At 61.8% G+C, this 16,259-nt stretch carries 11 protein-coding genes; 1 reads left to right on the top strand and 10 read right to left on the bottom strand.

Annotated elements, in window-relative coordinates; translation table 11 throughout:
* Window positions 1-14: 14 nt before the first annotated feature.
* From BSZ35_RS05575 to BSZ35_RS05565, 3 genes are all read right to left on the bottom strand, one after another.
* Complete coding sequence (locus BSZ35_RS05575; protein ID WP_105011514.1) at window positions 15-2,660, bottom strand: ATP-dependent Clp protease ATP-binding subunit; 2,646 nt, start codon at window positions 2,658-2,660, stop codon at window positions 15-17.
* Window positions 2,661-2,948: 288 nt separating this feature from the next.
* Window positions 2,949-3,305: an iron-sulfur cluster assembly accessory protein gene (locus BSZ35_RS05570; protein WP_105011513.1), complete on the bottom strand. Its 357-nt coding sequence runs from the start codon at window positions 3,303-3,305 to the stop codon at window positions 2,949-2,951.
* A 203-nt stretch (window positions 3,306-3,508) separates the two neighbouring features.
* A complete protein-coding gene (locus BSZ35_RS05565; protein ID WP_105011512.1) occupies window positions 3,509-6,016 on the bottom strand; it encodes a lamin tail domain-containing protein in 2,508 nt (835 codons plus the stop codon).
* Window positions 6,017-6,549: 533 nt separating this feature from the next.
* On the opposite strand from BSZ35_RS05565, the gene BSZ35_RS05560 reads away from it, so the two are divergent.
* Window positions 6,550-6,828, top strand: a complete 279-nt coding sequence (locus BSZ35_RS05560) for a GRAM domain-containing protein (protein ID WP_181149192.1) — start codon at window positions 6,550-6,552, stop codon at window positions 6,826-6,828.
* A gap of 282 nt (window positions 6,829-7,110) precedes the next feature.
* Here BSZ35_RS05560 and BSZ35_RS05555 read toward each other — a convergent pair whose 3' ends face one another.
* From BSZ35_RS05555 to BSZ35_RS05525, 7 genes are all read right to left on the bottom strand, one after another.
* On the bottom strand, window positions 7,111-8,412 hold the full coding sequence (locus tag BSZ35_RS05555) for a M20 family metallopeptidase (protein ID WP_258096089.1): 1,302 nt from the start codon (window positions 8,410-8,412) through the stop codon (window positions 7,111-7,113).
* Between the two features lie 274 nt (window positions 8,413-8,686).
* Window positions 8,687-10,849: a hypothetical protein gene (locus BSZ35_RS05550; protein ID WP_105011510.1), complete on the bottom strand. Its 2,163-nt coding sequence runs from the start codon at window positions 10,847-10,849 to the stop codon at window positions 8,687-8,689.
* 17 nt (window positions 10,850-10,866) lie between these two features.
* Window positions 10,867-12,510: a S8 family peptidase gene (locus BSZ35_RS05545; protein WP_258096088.1), complete on the bottom strand. Its 1,644-nt coding sequence runs from the start codon at window positions 12,508-12,510 to the stop codon at window positions 10,867-10,869.
* Window positions 12,511-13,025: 515 nt separating this feature from the next.
* The gene (locus tag BSZ35_RS05540) at window positions 13,026-13,988 is read right to left on the bottom strand and encodes a calcium/sodium antiporter (protein ID WP_105011509.1); all 963 of its coding nucleotides are present in this window, start codon (window positions 13,986-13,988) and stop codon (window positions 13,026-13,028) included.
* A 93-nt stretch (window positions 13,989-14,081) separates the two neighbouring features.
* Window positions 14,082-14,888 (bottom strand): cytidine deaminase, encoded by an 807-nt coding sequence (locus BSZ35_RS05535; RefSeq protein ID WP_181149191.1) that lies wholly within the window; start codon window positions 14,886-14,888, stop codon window positions 14,082-14,084.
* A gap of 93 nt (window positions 14,889-14,981) precedes the next feature.
* Window positions 14,982-15,419: an SWIM zinc finger family protein gene (locus BSZ35_RS05530; protein WP_105011507.1), complete on the bottom strand. Its 438-nt coding sequence runs from the start codon at window positions 15,417-15,419 to the stop codon at window positions 14,982-14,984.
* 52 nt (window positions 15,420-15,471) lie between these two features.
* Complete coding sequence (locus BSZ35_RS05525; RefSeq protein ID WP_105011506.1) at window positions 15,472-16,194, bottom strand: type 1 glutamine amidotransferase; 723 nt, start codon at window positions 16,192-16,194, stop codon at window positions 15,472-15,474.
* Window positions 16,195-16,259 lie beyond the last annotated feature (65 nt).

Below are 16,259 nucleotides of genomic sequence, written 5' to 3'. Positions count from 1 at the left end.
TGGGACGAGAAAGACTACTCTTCCTCGTCAGAGGCCGTGGCGGCCTCCTCTGAAGAGGCCTCATCCTCATTCTCGGGTTCGCCGTTTGCACTGGCCTCAGACTCTCCGTTGGCCTGCTCGTCTGCGTCCGGAAGCTCGTCTGTGTCGGATGCGGTCGAGGCAACACCCTTCTGAATTTCGAAGGACAGCTCCTCATCGTCGTCCTCGTGCGTGATCAGGACCTTATCACCCTCGCCGAGCTCGTCGTGGAGAATATCCTCGGCCATCGGGTCCTCCACGTACTTCTGAAGGGCGCGACGGAGCGGACGGGCCCCGTACTTCGGATCGAAGCCCTTGTCCGTGAGAAATTCCTTCGCGTGCTCGTCGAACTCCAGTTCCAGCCCGAGCTCCTCGGCCCGCTCGAACAGATCCTCCGACATGATGTCGATAATGTCGAAGATGTTGTCTTTGTCCAGCGGGTGGAAGACGATGACGTCGTCGATCCGGTTCAGGAACTCCGGGTTGAAGACGTTCTTGAGAGCGTCCTCAACGGTCGACTTCATCGAGCCATAGTCCAGGTCTCCGCCGTCGGACTGAGAGAATCCGATACCCTTGCCGAAGGACTTAATGTCCTGCGTCCCGATGTTGGACGTCATGATGAGAATCGTATTCCGGAAGTCGACCTCACGGCCGAGCCCGTCGGTTAGAATCCCATCATCGAGCACCTGGAGGAGGATGTTAAAGACATCCGGGTGAGCCTTCTCAATCTCATCGAGCAGGATCACCGAATAGGGCTTGCGTCGCACCTTCTCGGTGAGCTGGCCGCCCTCTTCGTGTCCCACGTATCCCGGAGGGGCCCCCACGAGGCGGCTGACGGAAAACTTCTCCATGTACTCGCTCATGTCGATGCGGATGAGCGAGTCCTGCGACTCGAAGAGATACTCGGTCGTGACCTTTGCAAGCTCGGTTTTGCCCACGCCAGTGGGACCGAGGAAGATGAAGGAACCGATCGGCTTCTCCGGATCCTTCAGGCCGGCGCGGGTGCGGCGGATGGCCTTCGACAGCTTCTCGATGGCCTCGTCCTGCCCCACGACCTGCTCCTTGAGCGCCTCCTCCATCTTGATGAGCTTCTCCTGCTCCGGCTCGCTGATCTTATCGACCGGAATGCCGGTCATCATCGCTACGACCTCGGCGATGTTATCGGAGGTCACGTCGTGAATCTCCGTTTCGGCCTTCTCCTCCCATTCTTGCTTGGCCTGCTCAAGGTCTTCCTGTAGGGTCTTTTCCTTGTCGCGCAGCCGGGCCGCTTCTTCGAAGCGCTGGCTTTTGACGACCTGATTCTTCTCCTCCTGTACGTCCTCAATTTTCTCCTCAAGCTCCAGGATTTCGGGGGGAACCTTGATGTTCGACAGGTGCACGCGGGCTCCGGCCTCGTCCATCACGTCGATTGCCTTGTCCGGCAGGAAGCGATCGGTAATGTACCGGTCGCTGAGCTTCACCGCCAGCTCAATGGCCTCCTCCGAGTACCGAACGTTGTGATGGTCCTCGTAATGCTTCTTGATGTTAGAGAGGATGTTGACCGTCTCCTCCGGCGTCGAGGGATCGACGATAATCTTCTGGAAGCGACGATCCAGCGCCCCGTCCTTCTCAATGTTTTGCCGGTACTCGTCGAGGGTCGTGGCCCCGATGCACTGAATTTCTCCCCGGGCCAGTGCCGGCTTGAACATGTTCGAGGCGTCGAGGCTGCCGGACGCCCCACCGGCCCCCACAATCGTGTGGATCTCGTCGATAAAGAGGATGACCTCGGGGCTCTTCTCGAGCTCCTTCATCACGGCCTTCATTCGCTCCTCGAACTGGCCGCGATACTTGGTGCCGGCCACGAGGGAGGCAAGATCGAGCGTCACAATCCGCTTGTCGTAGAGCACGCGGCTGACTTTGCGCTCCACGATGCGCATAGCCAAGCCCTCAGCAATCGCTGTCTTCCCCACGCCAGGCTCGCCAATGAGCACGGGATTGTTCTTCTTGCGCCGGCTCAGGACCTGCGCGACGCGCTCAATCTCTTTCTCGCGACCAATGATGGGATCCAGCTCGTCCTCTTCGGCGAGCTCGGTAAGGTCCCGACCGAAGTTGTCGAGTACGGGGGTTTTGCTTTTCTCCATTTCGCCACCTTCTTGTCCATATCCGGAGGAGAGCCGGCCACCCGAGCCACTGCCCCCGCTTGATGATGAGGAGGACGACGCTTTGCCACTGATAATCGAGTCGAGTTCGTTACGCACGGCGTCGTAGGTTACAGAAAATCCTTGTTGCAGAATTTGCGCGGCGATGTTCTCGTCGTCGCGGAGCAGGCTCAACAGCAGGTGCTCCGTGCCGATGACATCGCTTTTGTAGAGCTTCGCCTCCAGGTACGTGATCTTCAGCACCTTTTCGGCCTGCTTCGTGAGCGGAATGTTGCCCACGGAGGTCGAACTGCCGGTGCTCCGCACCGTATCCTCGACCGACTCTTTCAAGTCGAGGAGGTCGCAGTCGAGGTTGCGGAGAATCTTTACGGCAATGCCCTCACCCTCGCGGATGATGCCGAGCAGCAGATGCTCCGTTCCAATGTAGTCGTGACCGAGACGAACGGCTTCCTCACGGCTGTAGGAAATGACGTCCCGGACACGATTTGAGAAATTGCCTTCCATACCAAGCTGGGTTAAATACGAGAAGTGCCGCGAAGGCACTCGCACGAAGGGGGAATAAGGGACTGTCCGTGGGCGCGAATGACGTCCACATCCAACCCCGCGACGTGAAGCATGTCGAAAGCACTAACCAGTCGTTCGCGCTCTCTGTTCCTCTGATGGCGTTTCCCACGGGATGGGAGGGGCGGCGCCCCCAAAGCGTTACAGGAGAACCACAGTCCGTGCCCGTTGGGAGGGCGCACGCTTGTCTCCGATGGAAGAAGTTTCTGAACGGAGAGAGTCCGGACCTCCCTACGCCGCAAAGCTGGCCCCGCAGCCGCACGTCTCGGTGGCATTGGGGTTCTCAAAGGTGAAACCGCGGGCGTTTAGGCCATCATGGTAGTTAATCTGTGTTCCCATGAGATAGAGCCCGTGGCGCTGGTCCATGTAGACGGTGATTCCGTCAATCTCAAACTCCTGGTCCTTTTCGCGCTTCTTATCGAAGCCGAGGACATAGCTCATACCGGAGCAGCCTCCCCCTTTCACGCCCACGCGAAGTCCGTATCCGTCCGGAATGTTTTTCTTGCGAATGATCTTTCGAATCTCCTTCGCGGCATTCGGGCTAATGTCAATCGGGGTCTCCGAAGCGGTCTCCGTAGCAGTAGCCATGGCGGCGGTGAAGATACGTGCGAAAGATGCGGATGCGAAACTACAATCGCACGTACCTAACGACCGGGCGAAAACCCCTGTTCCGGTAAGCTGGGTGTTCAGGCGGCACCCTTTCCTTGATTTTCCCGGGGGAATGCGATTTAGGGCTTTGGAGGGGCGGGGCCTGAGTAAGAAGCAGGCTTCGCCCGGAGGCGCGACGGGGCTCAATTCAAGGGGCGGGCCACGACCACCGGAGCCTTGAACTGAGAGACGACCCCTTCTCCGGCCCGTACAGCTTCCAAGAGGACCACGTAGACTCCGACGCGCACCCGGTGTCCGGCCTCATTGCGCCCGTTCCACACCAGTTCGCCCGTCGGTCCCGTCAGTCGAGCATCTTCCAGGGTTCGTACCTTCCGGCCTCGGGCGTCGAAAATGCGGACCCGCACCAGATTGGGCACTCCGTCCAAAGTATACCGAATGCGCGTCGCCCCGTCTCGCTCCACCGAAAACGGGCTCGGCGCGATTTGAAGGCCGGGAGCCGACGGGTCTTCGGTCGAGGCGAGCGATACGGCGTTGGGGGCACCGGGAGTACCGCCCGCGGGGGCTGGGCTGCTGGTCCAGTTGTCTGGTGCTGCGGCCCTGCCTGTAGGGCTGATGCGTTCGAGTGCCGTTCCGTTCGGGTCCTCCAGTCCGGCAGCGTGCCAGTCGGAGGAGTACGTTATCTCTGCAATGATCGTCCCGTCCGCCCGGTGCAGTCGCACGAGGTCTCCGTCATTGTTGAGCCCGAGCCGGGCGGCGTCAACTGGAAGGTAGGCTGTCGAGTCGCCTGTGAGCGGCGCCTCAGGAAAAGCGCGGGCAAGCTGGGAAGCATCGGGACGGAGGGTGCCCGTAGGGGCAGCGGCCACGACCCCATACCCATTCGGAGGCAGCGCCACGCGGCGGGGGGTCCAAAGCGTGTCGGCGGTGCCATTTTCGGTGGGCTGGTCCGTTACAAAGAGTCCGTGCAGGGTCAGCGACCGGAGGGTGTTGTTGTGCACCTCCACGTATTCGACCTGGTTGGGGCGGTTGTCGAAGTCGTCCGTGCGCGGATCGAACAGAATCTCGTTGAGGACGACGTCTCCTGGGGCCGGACGCAGGGCAAGAGGGAGGGAGGCTGCCTCCAGGGTGTTGTGAACCCGGTCCTGGACGGCTTCTACTCGGAGGGACGGACCAGCGGGCGCGCCGGATACGGTGAGCACGGCCACGGAGTCGTCAACGAGCGTAGCTTGCGAGACGCTTGTTGATTTGAGGGTGAAGGCCTGTGGGGTGATCGACGAGGCACGGACCGGCTCGGAGAAGGTGACTTCTATTCTCTGCTTTGCCACCTGCTCGGCAAAGAGTGGAGTGGGGGCGGACTCGTCCGGGTCGTACCGGCTGTTGCGGCGGCCAGGGGTAGCGCCTGCGTTGGCTGTGGACGTTCCGAAATTGAAGGCAGCAGAGGGGCCGGCTGGATCGAGGCGTTCCAGGGAGTGTCCATCCTCTCCTCCCCACGAGGGGGCATAGGCCACTGCGTCAAGTTTGGTGTCTGAGGAAGTGTGACGAAGAACAACGGTGTCCCCGCCGTTATTGAGGGCATCCCACCCAGGAGGAGTGTGAAAATCACTTTCGGGAAAGGCCGTCTCGAACGCCTCAGCGTTGCGGACAACCACAGCGTGCGAGTCGGGGCGGAGGGGCGTGAGGGGAGGAGCAACGGGACGGAAATTACGGTTCTCATCAGCGACCGCGAGCGCCCCTGCGTCCACCGTCTTGTTGGAGCGATTGTAGATTTCGATGAACTCGGTTCCACGAGAGGGGGGAGCGTACAGAATCTCGGTCACGACGAGGTCGGCGGGAGCGGGCACGTCGGGATCAAAGTATTGGAAGGAGGCACGGGTCTCTGCCCGCACGTTCCCCTGGTGGTCCGTCACGTTCGTTGCGACCAGCGCATACGTGCCATCCGAAAGCGATCGCCCCAGCCGGAGATGCACGACCGAGGCCGCGGTGTCGTTCACCGTTGCGTTCGCAATCGTCGGGGCCGTCGGGGCGTTCAGGTGAAAGGCCGATGCCGCAATCGAGGTAGCGTCCACGGGCTCAGAAAAGTGGGCGACTACCGAATCCCCCTCTACCATGGGCCGCGCTCGCTGGAGGGAGGGGGGCGTCGTGTCGAGCGCAAAAATGCTGTTCTTAGCGGCCGGGGTTGCCCGTCGCTCTGCGGTCGATGATCCGAAGTTGCTTGCGCGGTCGGACGGACCGTTCGGATCAATGCGTTCGAGCGAATGACCGTCGTCCCCACCCCACGACGGATCGTAGGAGACCGCGTCGATATGGATCCCCGATCGGCCATCACGAAGGAGTACCTCGTCGCCGCCGTTGTTGAGGGCGGGCCAGTCGGGTGGGACAACGGCATCGGTGTCTGGAAATGCAGAGGCAAAGAGGGCTGTATCTTCTACAAGCACGACGTACCCGCCGGGAGCGAGGAGGGTATCGGATGAGGCGACGGTCGTATAGTCCTGGGTGGCGTCGGCAATCTCCAGACGGGCGAGATTAACGGCGCTCTCGGATCGGTTGTAGAGTTCGATGAACTCGCTTCTTCCGTCGGGGGGAGCATACTGGAGCTCGTTGAGAACGACGGCCCCCGAGTCGGGAGCGGTCTGGCCGTAGGCGATCCAAGGGAGAAATAGGAACGAGAGGAAGAGGAGGAGACGACAGGTCATGACAGCGCCCAGAAAGGAAGAGAAGGGGCAAGAAGGGATCACCTAAAATAAGTCTGTGATCCCCTATCGTCAAGCTGACCTGATATAGGACGGGCCGGCAAGAAGTCTGGGCAGCCCTGACAGCGATCTCCTGTTCGCCTCAATGTACAGCTGATAGAGACGATCGTTGTCCCGCTGCCTTCCGCACACAACCTGGGCCGCGTTAGTATTCCCGAATCAAATGTCCATCCAGCAATAGGCAGGTAGAGACCGAAACGATTCGTTTTTCGAACCCATGAGTACGAGTCGGCACGTTGACTGGTGCCCTATCGAGTACAGTCTTTGCCTGCCCCGATTGAGTGACCGCACGGTGTGGGCACTGGTTCTGAGTTCCCGTTTCCCACTATCCTTTTTTCGTCGTGGTTGTTTTAGGGATCGGAGGGATCGTTCTACTCACTGTCATCGGCATAGCAATATCCAGGGGCTTTCAGGATTGGATTCGCAGCGACACAACCCCGACACTTGAGAAGGAGGAGGCCGTAGTCAGAGAAGGCTTGGCGAATCGCTACGTTGGAACCGAAGCCGTTGGGGGACGGCTCTTTCTGACCGATCAACACGTCCGGTTCGAACCCCACTCCGCAAATGTGCAAACGTCCACCTGGAAAGCACCGCTCTCGGACATTCGAGAGGTTGAGGCCACTCGAACGTTTGGCTTTCTTCCGAACGGAGTTGTTCTGAAGTTGACGTCCGGAGAAGCTGAGCAGTTTGCGACGTGGAACCGGGACGCGTGGTGCGAAGCCATGCGGTCATTCCTCGACGAGCGGGAGGAGTAGGAGGCGTCGGTGCTTTTTCTTCCGTCGGGGGAGGGCGATCACGTGTCTCCGTGAGGAGGAGCGGCCTGCCTTGGGACCAGCCGTTCGCTCTCGGATACGATCGGAAGTCTCCGTATGGTATTCCGTACGTCCGGCTCATCGTCTCGCAATCACATGCGCCAACGGCTTTTCGGATTGGGTATGATTCTTCGCTCCCGCTGCGATTTGCCGTAGGACGATGCCCGTTTGAGCCGACAGAGGGTTTGGCCCGGTACCACGGACGGACGAGGCCGCTTATTCGGTTCACGACCGGGCGTTTTTGGCAGTTCCGTTGTCGGATGCAGAAAAGTCTGACTGGGCAGGGGCCACGTCTTCCGTCAGTCGATCCTCCAGGTGGTTCATGAGCACCCGGGCCATGAGCCGGGCAGTGGGGGCCAGGGGCGTTTCGTCAATGTCGAAGCGGTGGTGGTGGAGGGGAAAGCTCGTCTCCGGTCCCGAGGCGGTTCCGACCCGAATGAAGGCGCCCGGCACATGCTTGAGATAGTGGGCAAAGTCCTCGCCCCCCATGCTCGACTGTTGAATCTGATGGATGGCCTGCTCGCCGAAGGCATCCTTGATCGTGCGCTCAATATTGTTTACCGCTGCTTCGTCGTTGATGACCGGCGGAGCTCCGTCCTGGAAGTCGAGCTCGATGTGGGCGTCGTGGAGGGTTCCCATGCGCTGGGCCGCCTCGTGCATGTAGTCGCGGATGGTTTTGCGATCCTCCGGGCTGACCGTGCGGAGCGTGCCGCCGAACGAGGCCTCTTCCGGAATCACATTGTGGGCCTCGCCTCCGGCCATCTTGGTCACCGTGAAGATGGCCGGCATGCGCGGATCCGTAATGCGGTCGGCCATCTGGTAGAACTGGTTCATGAGTTGAGAGGCCACCCAGACGGTGTCGACGCCCTCGTGGGGACGGGCAGAGTGGCCGGTGCCCTCCTGGCGCACGCGAACGTCAAAGCGGTCGGACGACGCTGTGACGGGGCCCACCATGAGCCCGTAGCGGCCTACGTCCAGCGTCGGATCCACGTGAATGGCGTACACTGCGTCGAGCCCCTCCAGCACTCCGGAGCGGATCATGAGGGGCGCACCGCTGGGGAGGCCCTCCTCGTTGGGCTGGAAGAAGACGCGGGCTCGCCCGGGCAACTGGTCCCGGTTGGCGTGCAGCACGAGTGCTACGCCCATGCCGACGGCGGTGTGCGCATCGTGCCCGCAGAGATGAGCGACGTTTGGGGTTTGGGAGCGGTAGGAGACACGCTTTTGATCCTGGGCCGGCAGTGCGTCGATATCGGCTCGGTAGCCCACGCATCCCCCGGTGCCCTCGCCCTCAATGTCCACGTAGAGGCCGGTCCCAGCAATGGGACCGTGCACGTCCAGCCCGTAGCCTTCGAGCGTCTGTCGAATGAAACGGGAGGTCTCGTGCTCATTCATTCCCACCTCCGGGTACATGTGGAGGTGGCGCCGGATTGTCACGAGGACCTGGGCTAGCGACTGCTCGCCCGCCATCGATTCGGCAACGGCGTCAGGGAGTTCCTGCTGATGTGTGGGAGAAACGGAAGACAACATACGAAACGTCAGGCTTCGGTGAAGGCGTCCGTGCCTGCGGGGGACGCATCAACTCGGGTCGGGCGCAGGCGCCACCGATCCGTGAAGACAGGTCCGAACAGAGATCTTCTGCTTTTCAGGAACGAAGAGAAGTCACGAATCAAACAGTTGTACGGCCCCTCCAGAGGGGAGATTCGCACTTGGCCCCCGGCCTACGAATTTTAACGGCTAGTCCTTCTCCCCAGCGGGCGGTGAGAGTGCGGGAGCCCAACTTTGAGAGGAGCCAAGTCGGCGCCTACGTCAATCCGAAACGTTTCCGGAGCGTCCACTCGGCGGCCAGGAGTACGAGAATAACGGCCAGAAAGAGGGAGGTGCGCCACAACTCGGCTTCGGTCGTGCTCGTCACGATGTTGGAGGTAAAGTCCGTTGAGGCTGCAAGGTCCGACGGAAGCGCCGATGCGGTTTCGGCCGTGTAGGCGTTCCCACCTGAGCGGGTAGCGATCTGGCGCATGAGGACGGGATTGGCGCGGGTCTGCTGGTATTCAAGCCGCAATGCCCCTACGGAAAACTGGCCGCGGTCCTGCCCGAGCGTATTCTGGTCCAGTTGCGCCTGGGCCGAGTAGCGGTAGGTGCCCTCTGGCAGGGACCCGACGCGAAGTGAGTAACGCCCATTTCCGACCGGCTCCATCGAGTGTGGATAGTCGGTGCCGCTTGAATCAGTAATGGTAACTGACACCTGAGCCTTCGAGACCGGCGTCATGCTGCCGTCGTACACCTGGCCGGTAAACTCGACCGGTTGGTCGCCCTCGAAGGTGGACGACACGGGCTGCACGCGCACCTGTCGGTCGTCGCTTTGGGTGGCCACCCAGCGCAGCAGGTTGGAGACGATCCCGGGCCAGAGTGGCGCGGCGGTCTCCAGGTCGGCGGGAAGGGTGGCCCAGCGCCACGTGCCGGTTCCTAGGAGAGCAGCGGTGCGTTGCCCGGCGCGCCGGCGGACCACGAGCACCGGGACGCGTTGTGAAAGGGACGGACGAGCGGCTGCGGCCAGTACCTGTGCGTCGGGGGTAGGAGTCCAGGCCGTAGCGGGGATCGATAGCGGGGGAAGACGACGAAAGAGGCTGACGTCGGTCCCGTCCACTTGAAAGACTGGATGGGTTTGCTGCGACTCTAGGGGCGTGAAAGCGGCTTCGGCGAACTGGAGGGAGGCACCGTTGGGGAGGACGGGCAGAAGACTCGAGAAATGTTTCTGCCAGGCGCCTACGTCTGTTTGCCGGTCGAGCACGAAGAGACTGGGCGTTCCATCGTTCATGACGTCCGCAATGCGCTGCACGTCATTGTCGGAAACGACGGAGCTGGGAAATCCCGCGCAGACAATGACGTCGAACGACGTGAGGCTGTCGGGGAGCGAGCCGCCGTAGAAGGAGCCGTCCATCCTTGGGACGCGAGCCGTTACGGACGTGTTAGCGTCCTGGGCCAGCACCCGACGGAGGGCCGTGTAGTTTGGAGATGGGGCGGCGCCCAGTAGGAGGACTTGACGTTTGTTGTCGAGGACGCGCAGCGAGACCGTGCGGACGTTGTTTTGGGTTGTGGTTTCGCCTTCGACCGCGGATGCCCGCACGGTGAGCTGCTTGAGGCCGGGCGATTGGGGTTGAAACGAGAGGGAGACGGTTCGTTCGGCAGTTCCAGAAGGCAGGGAGACCTCTGCGGTGTCGAGAACAGATCCGTCATTTTGTAGCGACACGGTGGTCAGTGCTCCCCCAAGGTCCTCCACGCCCAGCGTCACCTGCACCGGCACCTCCGTGTCAACATACGCGATGTCGTTTGTGGCCGCGCGTCGGACCTGGAGATCCCGGCGGCGGGTGGTGTCGCCGACGGTAATGGTGTGGACGGGGACGGAGAAGCGGTCGGCCACCCGGGCGGGGTTTTGGCCGCTGTTGTACTGCCCGTCTGAGATGAGGGCGACGCCGCGCAGGTTTTCACCCTCCAGCTCTTCGGGGATCGACTGGAGAGCTGCGCCCAGGTCTGACCGGCGCCCCCGAAGCGTTAACGAATCGAGCGAAGCATCCGGAAGGGAGCGAAGGGACCGATCGAATCCAAAGTAGCGGGCGGTGCCTGGTAGGTCATCCCTGAGGGGGGCGAGTGCGGAGCGGAGCCGGTCCCGCACGGCGTCTGCTGAGGTGTCCGTGTCCTCCCCGCTCACCACGCGCATGCTCTGGCTGTTGTCCACGAGCACGGCCAGAACGGGGGGCTGCTCGGTTTCGCTGAGTTGCCGCACCACGGGTTCCAACAGCAAAAAGCAGATGAGGGCAAGGGCGAAGAAGCGCAGGCTCCCCAGAAGCCCCCGCCAGCCGGCAGACAGCGCTGGGACCGTACTGCGATAGCTCCAGTACGTGAGGCCGCCTGCGATCAGGAGCGAAAGCACCAGAAGCCACGGAGAGTAGCCAAACGAAAAGGCCATTCAGAAAACCGATTGATTCAACGCGACGAGGGGAGGGCGACCGTACCGCTCTTGATATTCTGAGGGCCCTGCACCCGGTAAAGATAAAGGCCCGGGGACGTTCCAGTGAGGTCCAGTGTAATCCAGTTGGGTCCGGGGCGGACGGGGATCGTTTGATCGACTGCCGTTTGCCCGGTTGGGCGTTGCAGCGTAACGCGGACGGAGGAGGCAGTGGCGGGGGCACGTACAGGGATTGTAAGGTGGTCGGACGCCGGATTGGGATACGGCGCGTTGATTGTTAGGGCAGGGGGCGGCGTTGCCCGGGCGTGGCGCTCCACGGCCCGGAGGGCTGCATCCGCGTTTACGATGCCCCATCCCTTCCGATTGTCCGGATGGTGTGCCTGCGAGGCCGTCTGCCGGAGGAAGTGCCGCACCGCAATGGGCGAGAGGGTTGGGTCGAGTTGGAGCATCTGTGCGACAATGGCGGTAACCTGGGGGCTTGCGAACGAGGTTCCCCCGACCTGAGCAAACCCGGCGTCGTTCCAGGCGGCGGTCACCTGTTCGCCCTGCACCACCACGTCCGGTTTGATGCGTCCGTCTGCCGTTGGGCCCCGCGAGCTAAACGAAGCGAGGGAGGAGTCAGGGGAGATGGCGCCCACGGTGATGGCCGAATCGGCGTCCGCCGGCGTGTTTACGTAATACCAACACGAGTCGGGGGTGGCACAGCCGCTGTTGCCGGCACTCACGACCACCGTCATGCCGAGCTGGGCGGCCCGGTCCACGGCCCGCGTGGTAATGCCCGTGTCGCCGTCCAGGTCGTCGGGCGTGTAGCTGTGTTCGCCCTCGTCGAACGTGTTATAGCCGATCGAGACATTGACGACCTGCGCGCCGCGTCGATGCAGCCATTCCAAGCCCGCCACGAAGTAGTCTTCCTCGGCGTTCGTCTCGGAAGGGGTATACTCGGTCGTGGCGCCCAGCACCTCCGCCCCGTGGGCCGGCCCCAGAAGCGTGCCCGGAGCAGATCCGACCGTCACCGACGCCACGGCCGAGCCATGATTCCCGCCCTGTGCGCCCTCTGTAAAGTTGCGGAGGGCGAGCATCCGGTCGTCTCGGCGCAGAGAGGCGAACGCGGCGTGGCGGAGTCCCCGAAAATGAGCATCCAGGAAGCCGATCGTCACGCCGTGCCCGTCGAGGCCCCGTTCCATCGGGGCGATGGCGTTCATTCGCGAGAGGGGACCGCGGGAGGCGCCCAGTTGCAAGGTGTCGGGCCGAGGAGGAAAGAGAGCACGGCGGGGAGGGCGGGGCGAGATGGCGGACACCTGGGATCGGCCGGAGGCGACGGGACGGATCTCCTGCACGAAGGAAAGAGCCGCTACCGCTGATCGCTGGTCGGGAGACAGGTAGGCGCTCACGGCGTGCAACCACCGGCTGTGCACGACAGGACGGACGCCGATCGCTCGGAGGCAGGACAGGTAGGCCGACGAGACCGGTGCCGTCCAGGTGGGTTTTTCAGCAGGCCGATCCGGGCGCTCCGACAACAAGATCCAATACTTGTCGGGAGGGGAGGACCCATCGGGCGCGAGATGTGCGGCGTGAGACGGAGAGGCGAAAAGAAGGAGGGCCAGCAGTATCGCCGCTCCGCTGCCGAGCAGACGTACATCCGGACGAACAAAAGCCGACACAGGCGACGGGGGAGTGTAGAAGGAGTGCAGACGCGTCGTTGTACGAGCGGGGACGAGGGGCGATCCAGGAGAGTTGACGCGTGAAGCGTAACGCGTGAATCGTGATGTGGGACACAGGAGATTGGGGAGAGCTCTCCGCCGCTTTTCACGTTCCCCCTCAGAATCTGTATGGTGAATGGGTACGGTACTGAGACACAGTGGGCGCCGTTCTGCACGAGATCCACGAAAATAGCAGGCCGTAGACAATCCGCCAAACAGTTCTCAGAATGCGTCGTGCTAGATAACATGTGTATTTCTCTCCAACCGAGAATAATGGACACCACCGTCGCTCCAAGCTTGACTTGGAGCCGATCCGACGTACAGCCAGGCGTTAATTGCTCAGCCGGATGGGTTCCAGATCAAGTTTGGACATCTCAGATGTCCTAGAGCGACGTAGGTGCGGGTTCCCTTGAAAACGGCATATTTGAGAAAGGCTCGCACATATATCGCACTATAGCACAAGCCGTTCTCAGACTTTACAGATACGGAAGCATAAGGAAGGTCATATAGCCGAAGAAGCTCACCAGAAGGAGGGTGCCGCCGACACGGGAAATCCGGTAGTTCGTCCAGGTGAGGGGGAGCAGGAGGCCGCAAAAGCCAAGCATGACCGGAAAGTCGATGCGAAGCGACCGGGGGTCGACCTCCAACGGTTGCGCGATCGAGATGAGGCCGACCACGAACAGCACGTTCAGCACGTTGCTGCCCATGACGTTGCCCACCGACAGGTCCGATTCGCTTTTCGCGGCGCTCACCATCGAGGCGGCAAGTTCAGGCAGGCTCGTGCCGAGCGCGACGGCGGTGAGGCCGATGATGCCCGTGGCGATGCCGAGCCGCTGAGCGATTGTGACGGCACTGTCCACCATGAGATGGGCGCCTAGGGCAAGCCCGGCCATTCCCCCGAACACGTAGCCGAACTTTGCCCATCCCGACATGGTCGGGTCCGCGTCCTCTAACTCTCCCTCCACCTGTTCGAGCATAGCGGCGGTATCGGTTTGGTGCGTCTCGTAGAAGAGAAAGCCCCCGAGGCCGAAGAGCAGGAGGACCATCACGAGACCGTCGGCTGTTCCGATGACGCCGTCCAGGGCACAGACGTAGAAGAGGACCATCACCCCGAACATGACCGGGTACTCTCGCTGTAGGATTTCGGGGGTGACGGTAAGGGGGAGGACCAGCGCGCAACTGCCCAGGATGAGGGCCACATTCGAGATATTGGAGCCGATAATGTTGCCAAGAGCGAGGGAGGACTCGTCGGCAAAGACGGCAAAGAAGTTGACCAAAAACTCCGGCATAGAGGTGCCCAGCGCCACGACGGTGAGGCCGACCACGACGGGCGGAATGCCATACTGCAGCGCCAGGCTGGAGGCGCCCTGGACGAGTCCCTCGGCGCCGAAATACAGAATGAGAAGACCGACAAAGAAGAGAAGCGAGGAGAGAAGCATCGAGTCAACACGCAGTCGTCCGCGAGGGCATGAGCACGACGCCCCAGCGTCGAAGGACATCCTGAGAGTCGAAGGACGGGAAACCGCCGGACGTCAATGGTCGTCGAGGAGGGCCCGGCCCCGGAACGAGCCGGGAAGGAGATCGGAGACGGTCGTTTGGGCGGGCGCATCGTCGTGACGATCCATCCATAGGATCGATTCAGGGGCAAGTTCCGCCAAGAGCTGACGACAAGCCCCGCAGGGCGTGCCGTCGGCGTCGTGCTTGCAGGAAAGAAAGAGGCGGCGGATGTCGTTGAGCGCGTAGGAGTGCACGGTGCCCAGCGCGTTCCGCTCGGCACAGAGAATGCGTCCCCAGTCCGGATGCTCAACGTTCACGCCGGGGATGCGGGAGCCGTCGGTTGTCTCGATGAGAGCAGCAACCGGAAAGTGAGACGACGGAACGTAGGCCCGCTCAAAGAGCGTCCGCACCTCGTCGAGGCCAGACTCGGCGTCGAGAATCGCGTCCGTCTCCCGGGTGGGAGCGAGAGCATCGGTGGGCACGGGGAGGGTCTCGTCGGCAGCGTAGTCACTCTTGATCCATATGTCCTCGGCCCAAGCCTCATAGGGGCCGTGGGGCAGTTCCTCCACGTACAGTCCTTCTTCGCGTCGAAAGGGGCGCGACAGGACGAAGGCGGCGACATCCACGGCGCGCTCGAGGGCCACTGCTGTGGTGAAGGCATTCAAGAGCGCCGGTAGGGTGAGCGAGTATGACGCACTTTCCACCCGCACGCCCGGAATCCACTCCCCATTGTCGAGTAGCAGCAGGGCGGCCGTCGGGGTGCCCGAAAACGGCACGTGCGCTCGGGTGGTGAGACTCTGTGCCGTTTGGCGCAAGGAGGAGAAAGCCGGGGAATGCGTCACAAGAGCAACGGAGCGGTGCAGAAAAAACGGGCGTCAGTAGATCCGGGGCACAAATCGGTAGACGGTGGGCCGCGAAGGGTCGGGCCGGAGTACCTAATCTCTGGTCAGGCGTGCGTGCTCGTCCCGAATTTCGTCCAGAAGGTCGGGGTCCTGTTCGACCAACCGCTCTAGGAGGCGCACCAGTTCCCGTCGATTAAGCTCGTGGACGAGATCGCTCACTTCGGCGGATTCGTCCAGGGGCACCTCGTCTACAGCCAAGGTTTTGAGCAGTACGGCGACAATGTGTTTACACCAACTGCCTCCATGGTACGGACACGTACACTGTACCGTGCTGATGTCGTCCTCGCTGAATTTGATTGTGACGAGGTAGGGGTGTACGTCGCTCCCTTGCACCTGAGCTTTCAGGGTATGGTCGTCGGTGCGCTTCAGGGAACGGACAGCACCATCGGCAAAATATTCCTGGCCGCGCTCATACGAGCCGCCGGACGTATTCGCCTCAATTGTGTCGCGTGTGAGGGTCGGGATGGTCATGGTTGGACCGGGATCAGAGGGAAGTGTCGGGGCGAGGGCGCCAGTTGGACATTTACGCAGGCGTGGAAGAAGATTCCACGTGATCAAGGAAGTTGTCGAAGATGCGCTTGGCAGGCCGAGCAGCCTCCACGTTCGCGTCCGTACAGGTGTCGAGGGCAGCCTGCACCTCGTCTTCGGAGAGCGTTGTCTTTGAGTGAATCATGGCCGTGGCGGTTTGTCGGTCGTACTCCGGGTGGAATTGGACGGTGTACACCTGTTCGTGCCGAAAGGCCTGCACACCGGTTTCATTCGAGGCGAGGAGGGTGGCCCCAGGAGGCATCTCCACCACGTGGTCGGAATGCGTGGCAAAGACGGTGAACGGATTCGGGATGTTCGTCCAGATGGGATCCTCCGTCTCCTGCGTCACCTCTACGTAGCCGAGCTCATAGGATCCTCCCTTTACCGTTCCGCCCAGAATCTGTGCCAGGAGCTGGTGTCCCCAGCACACGCCGAGGAGGGGAACGTCATCGGCAATTGCTCCCTCAACCCACCGGCTCAGAGGTTGTATCCAGGGTCGGTTGTCGTCATAGACGGACGACTGCGAACCGCTGATGATCACGCCGTCGAACGATTGAATGGGGCCGTCATCCGTCTCCACCGGTTCCGGATGGCCAATGGGAGGCGGAATTTCGCCCTCGTTGGCGTCGTATATCGTGAGCGTCGCGTCGACCTCGCGCTGGAAGTTACGCTTTGCGTGGGGCGTGCCGAGGGAGGCGTCGATCAGAGCGAGGTGCATGGGCGGCAGCACGTGTCCGTTGTCGGTGAAGGGTTCGCCATATCTTCACCGCTGAGGACGCCGTC

It is taken from the genome of Salinibacter sp. 10B (assembly GCF_002954405.1).
Lineage (GTDB): Bacteria > Bacteroidota > Rhodothermia > Rhodothermales > Salinibacteraceae > Salinibacter.
Note: the sequence above shows the minus strand (reverse complement) of the source record. Positions and strands in the feature narration are given on the sequence as shown.

Excerpts from the sequence above, each read along its gene's own strand:
- BSZ35_RS05575 (WP_105011514.1), bottom strand. The coding sequence starts at position 2,660 with ATGGAAGGCAATTTCTCAAATCGTGTCCGGGACGTCATTTCCTACAGC.
- BSZ35_RS05570 (WP_105011513.1), bottom strand. The coding sequence starts at position 3,305 with ATGGCTACTGCTACGGAGACCGCTTCGGAGACCCCGATTGACATTAGC.
- BSZ35_RS05565 (WP_105011512.1), bottom strand. The coding sequence starts at position 6,016 with ATGACCTGTCGTCTCCTCCTCTTCCTCTCGTTCCTATTTCTCCCTTGG.
- BSZ35_RS05555 (WP_258096089.1), bottom strand. The coding sequence starts at position 8,412 with ATGTTGTCTTCCGTTTCTCCCACACATCAGCAGGAACTCCCTGACGCC.
- BSZ35_RS05550 (WP_105011510.1), bottom strand. The coding sequence starts at position 10,849 with ATGGCCTTTTCGTTTGGCTACTCTCCGTGGCTTCTGGTGCTTTCGCTC.
- BSZ35_RS05540 (WP_105011509.1), bottom strand. The coding sequence starts at position 13,988 with ATGCTTCTCTCCTCGCTTCTCTTCTTTGTCGGTCTTCTCATTCTGTAT.
- BSZ35_RS05530 (WP_105011507.1), bottom strand. The coding sequence starts at position 15,419 with ATGACCATCCCGACCCTCACACGCGACACAATTGAGGCGAATACGTCC.
- BSZ35_RS05525 (WP_105011506.1), bottom strand. The coding sequence starts at position 16,194 with ATGCACCTCGCTCTGATCGACGCCTCCCTCGGCACGCCCCACGCAAAG.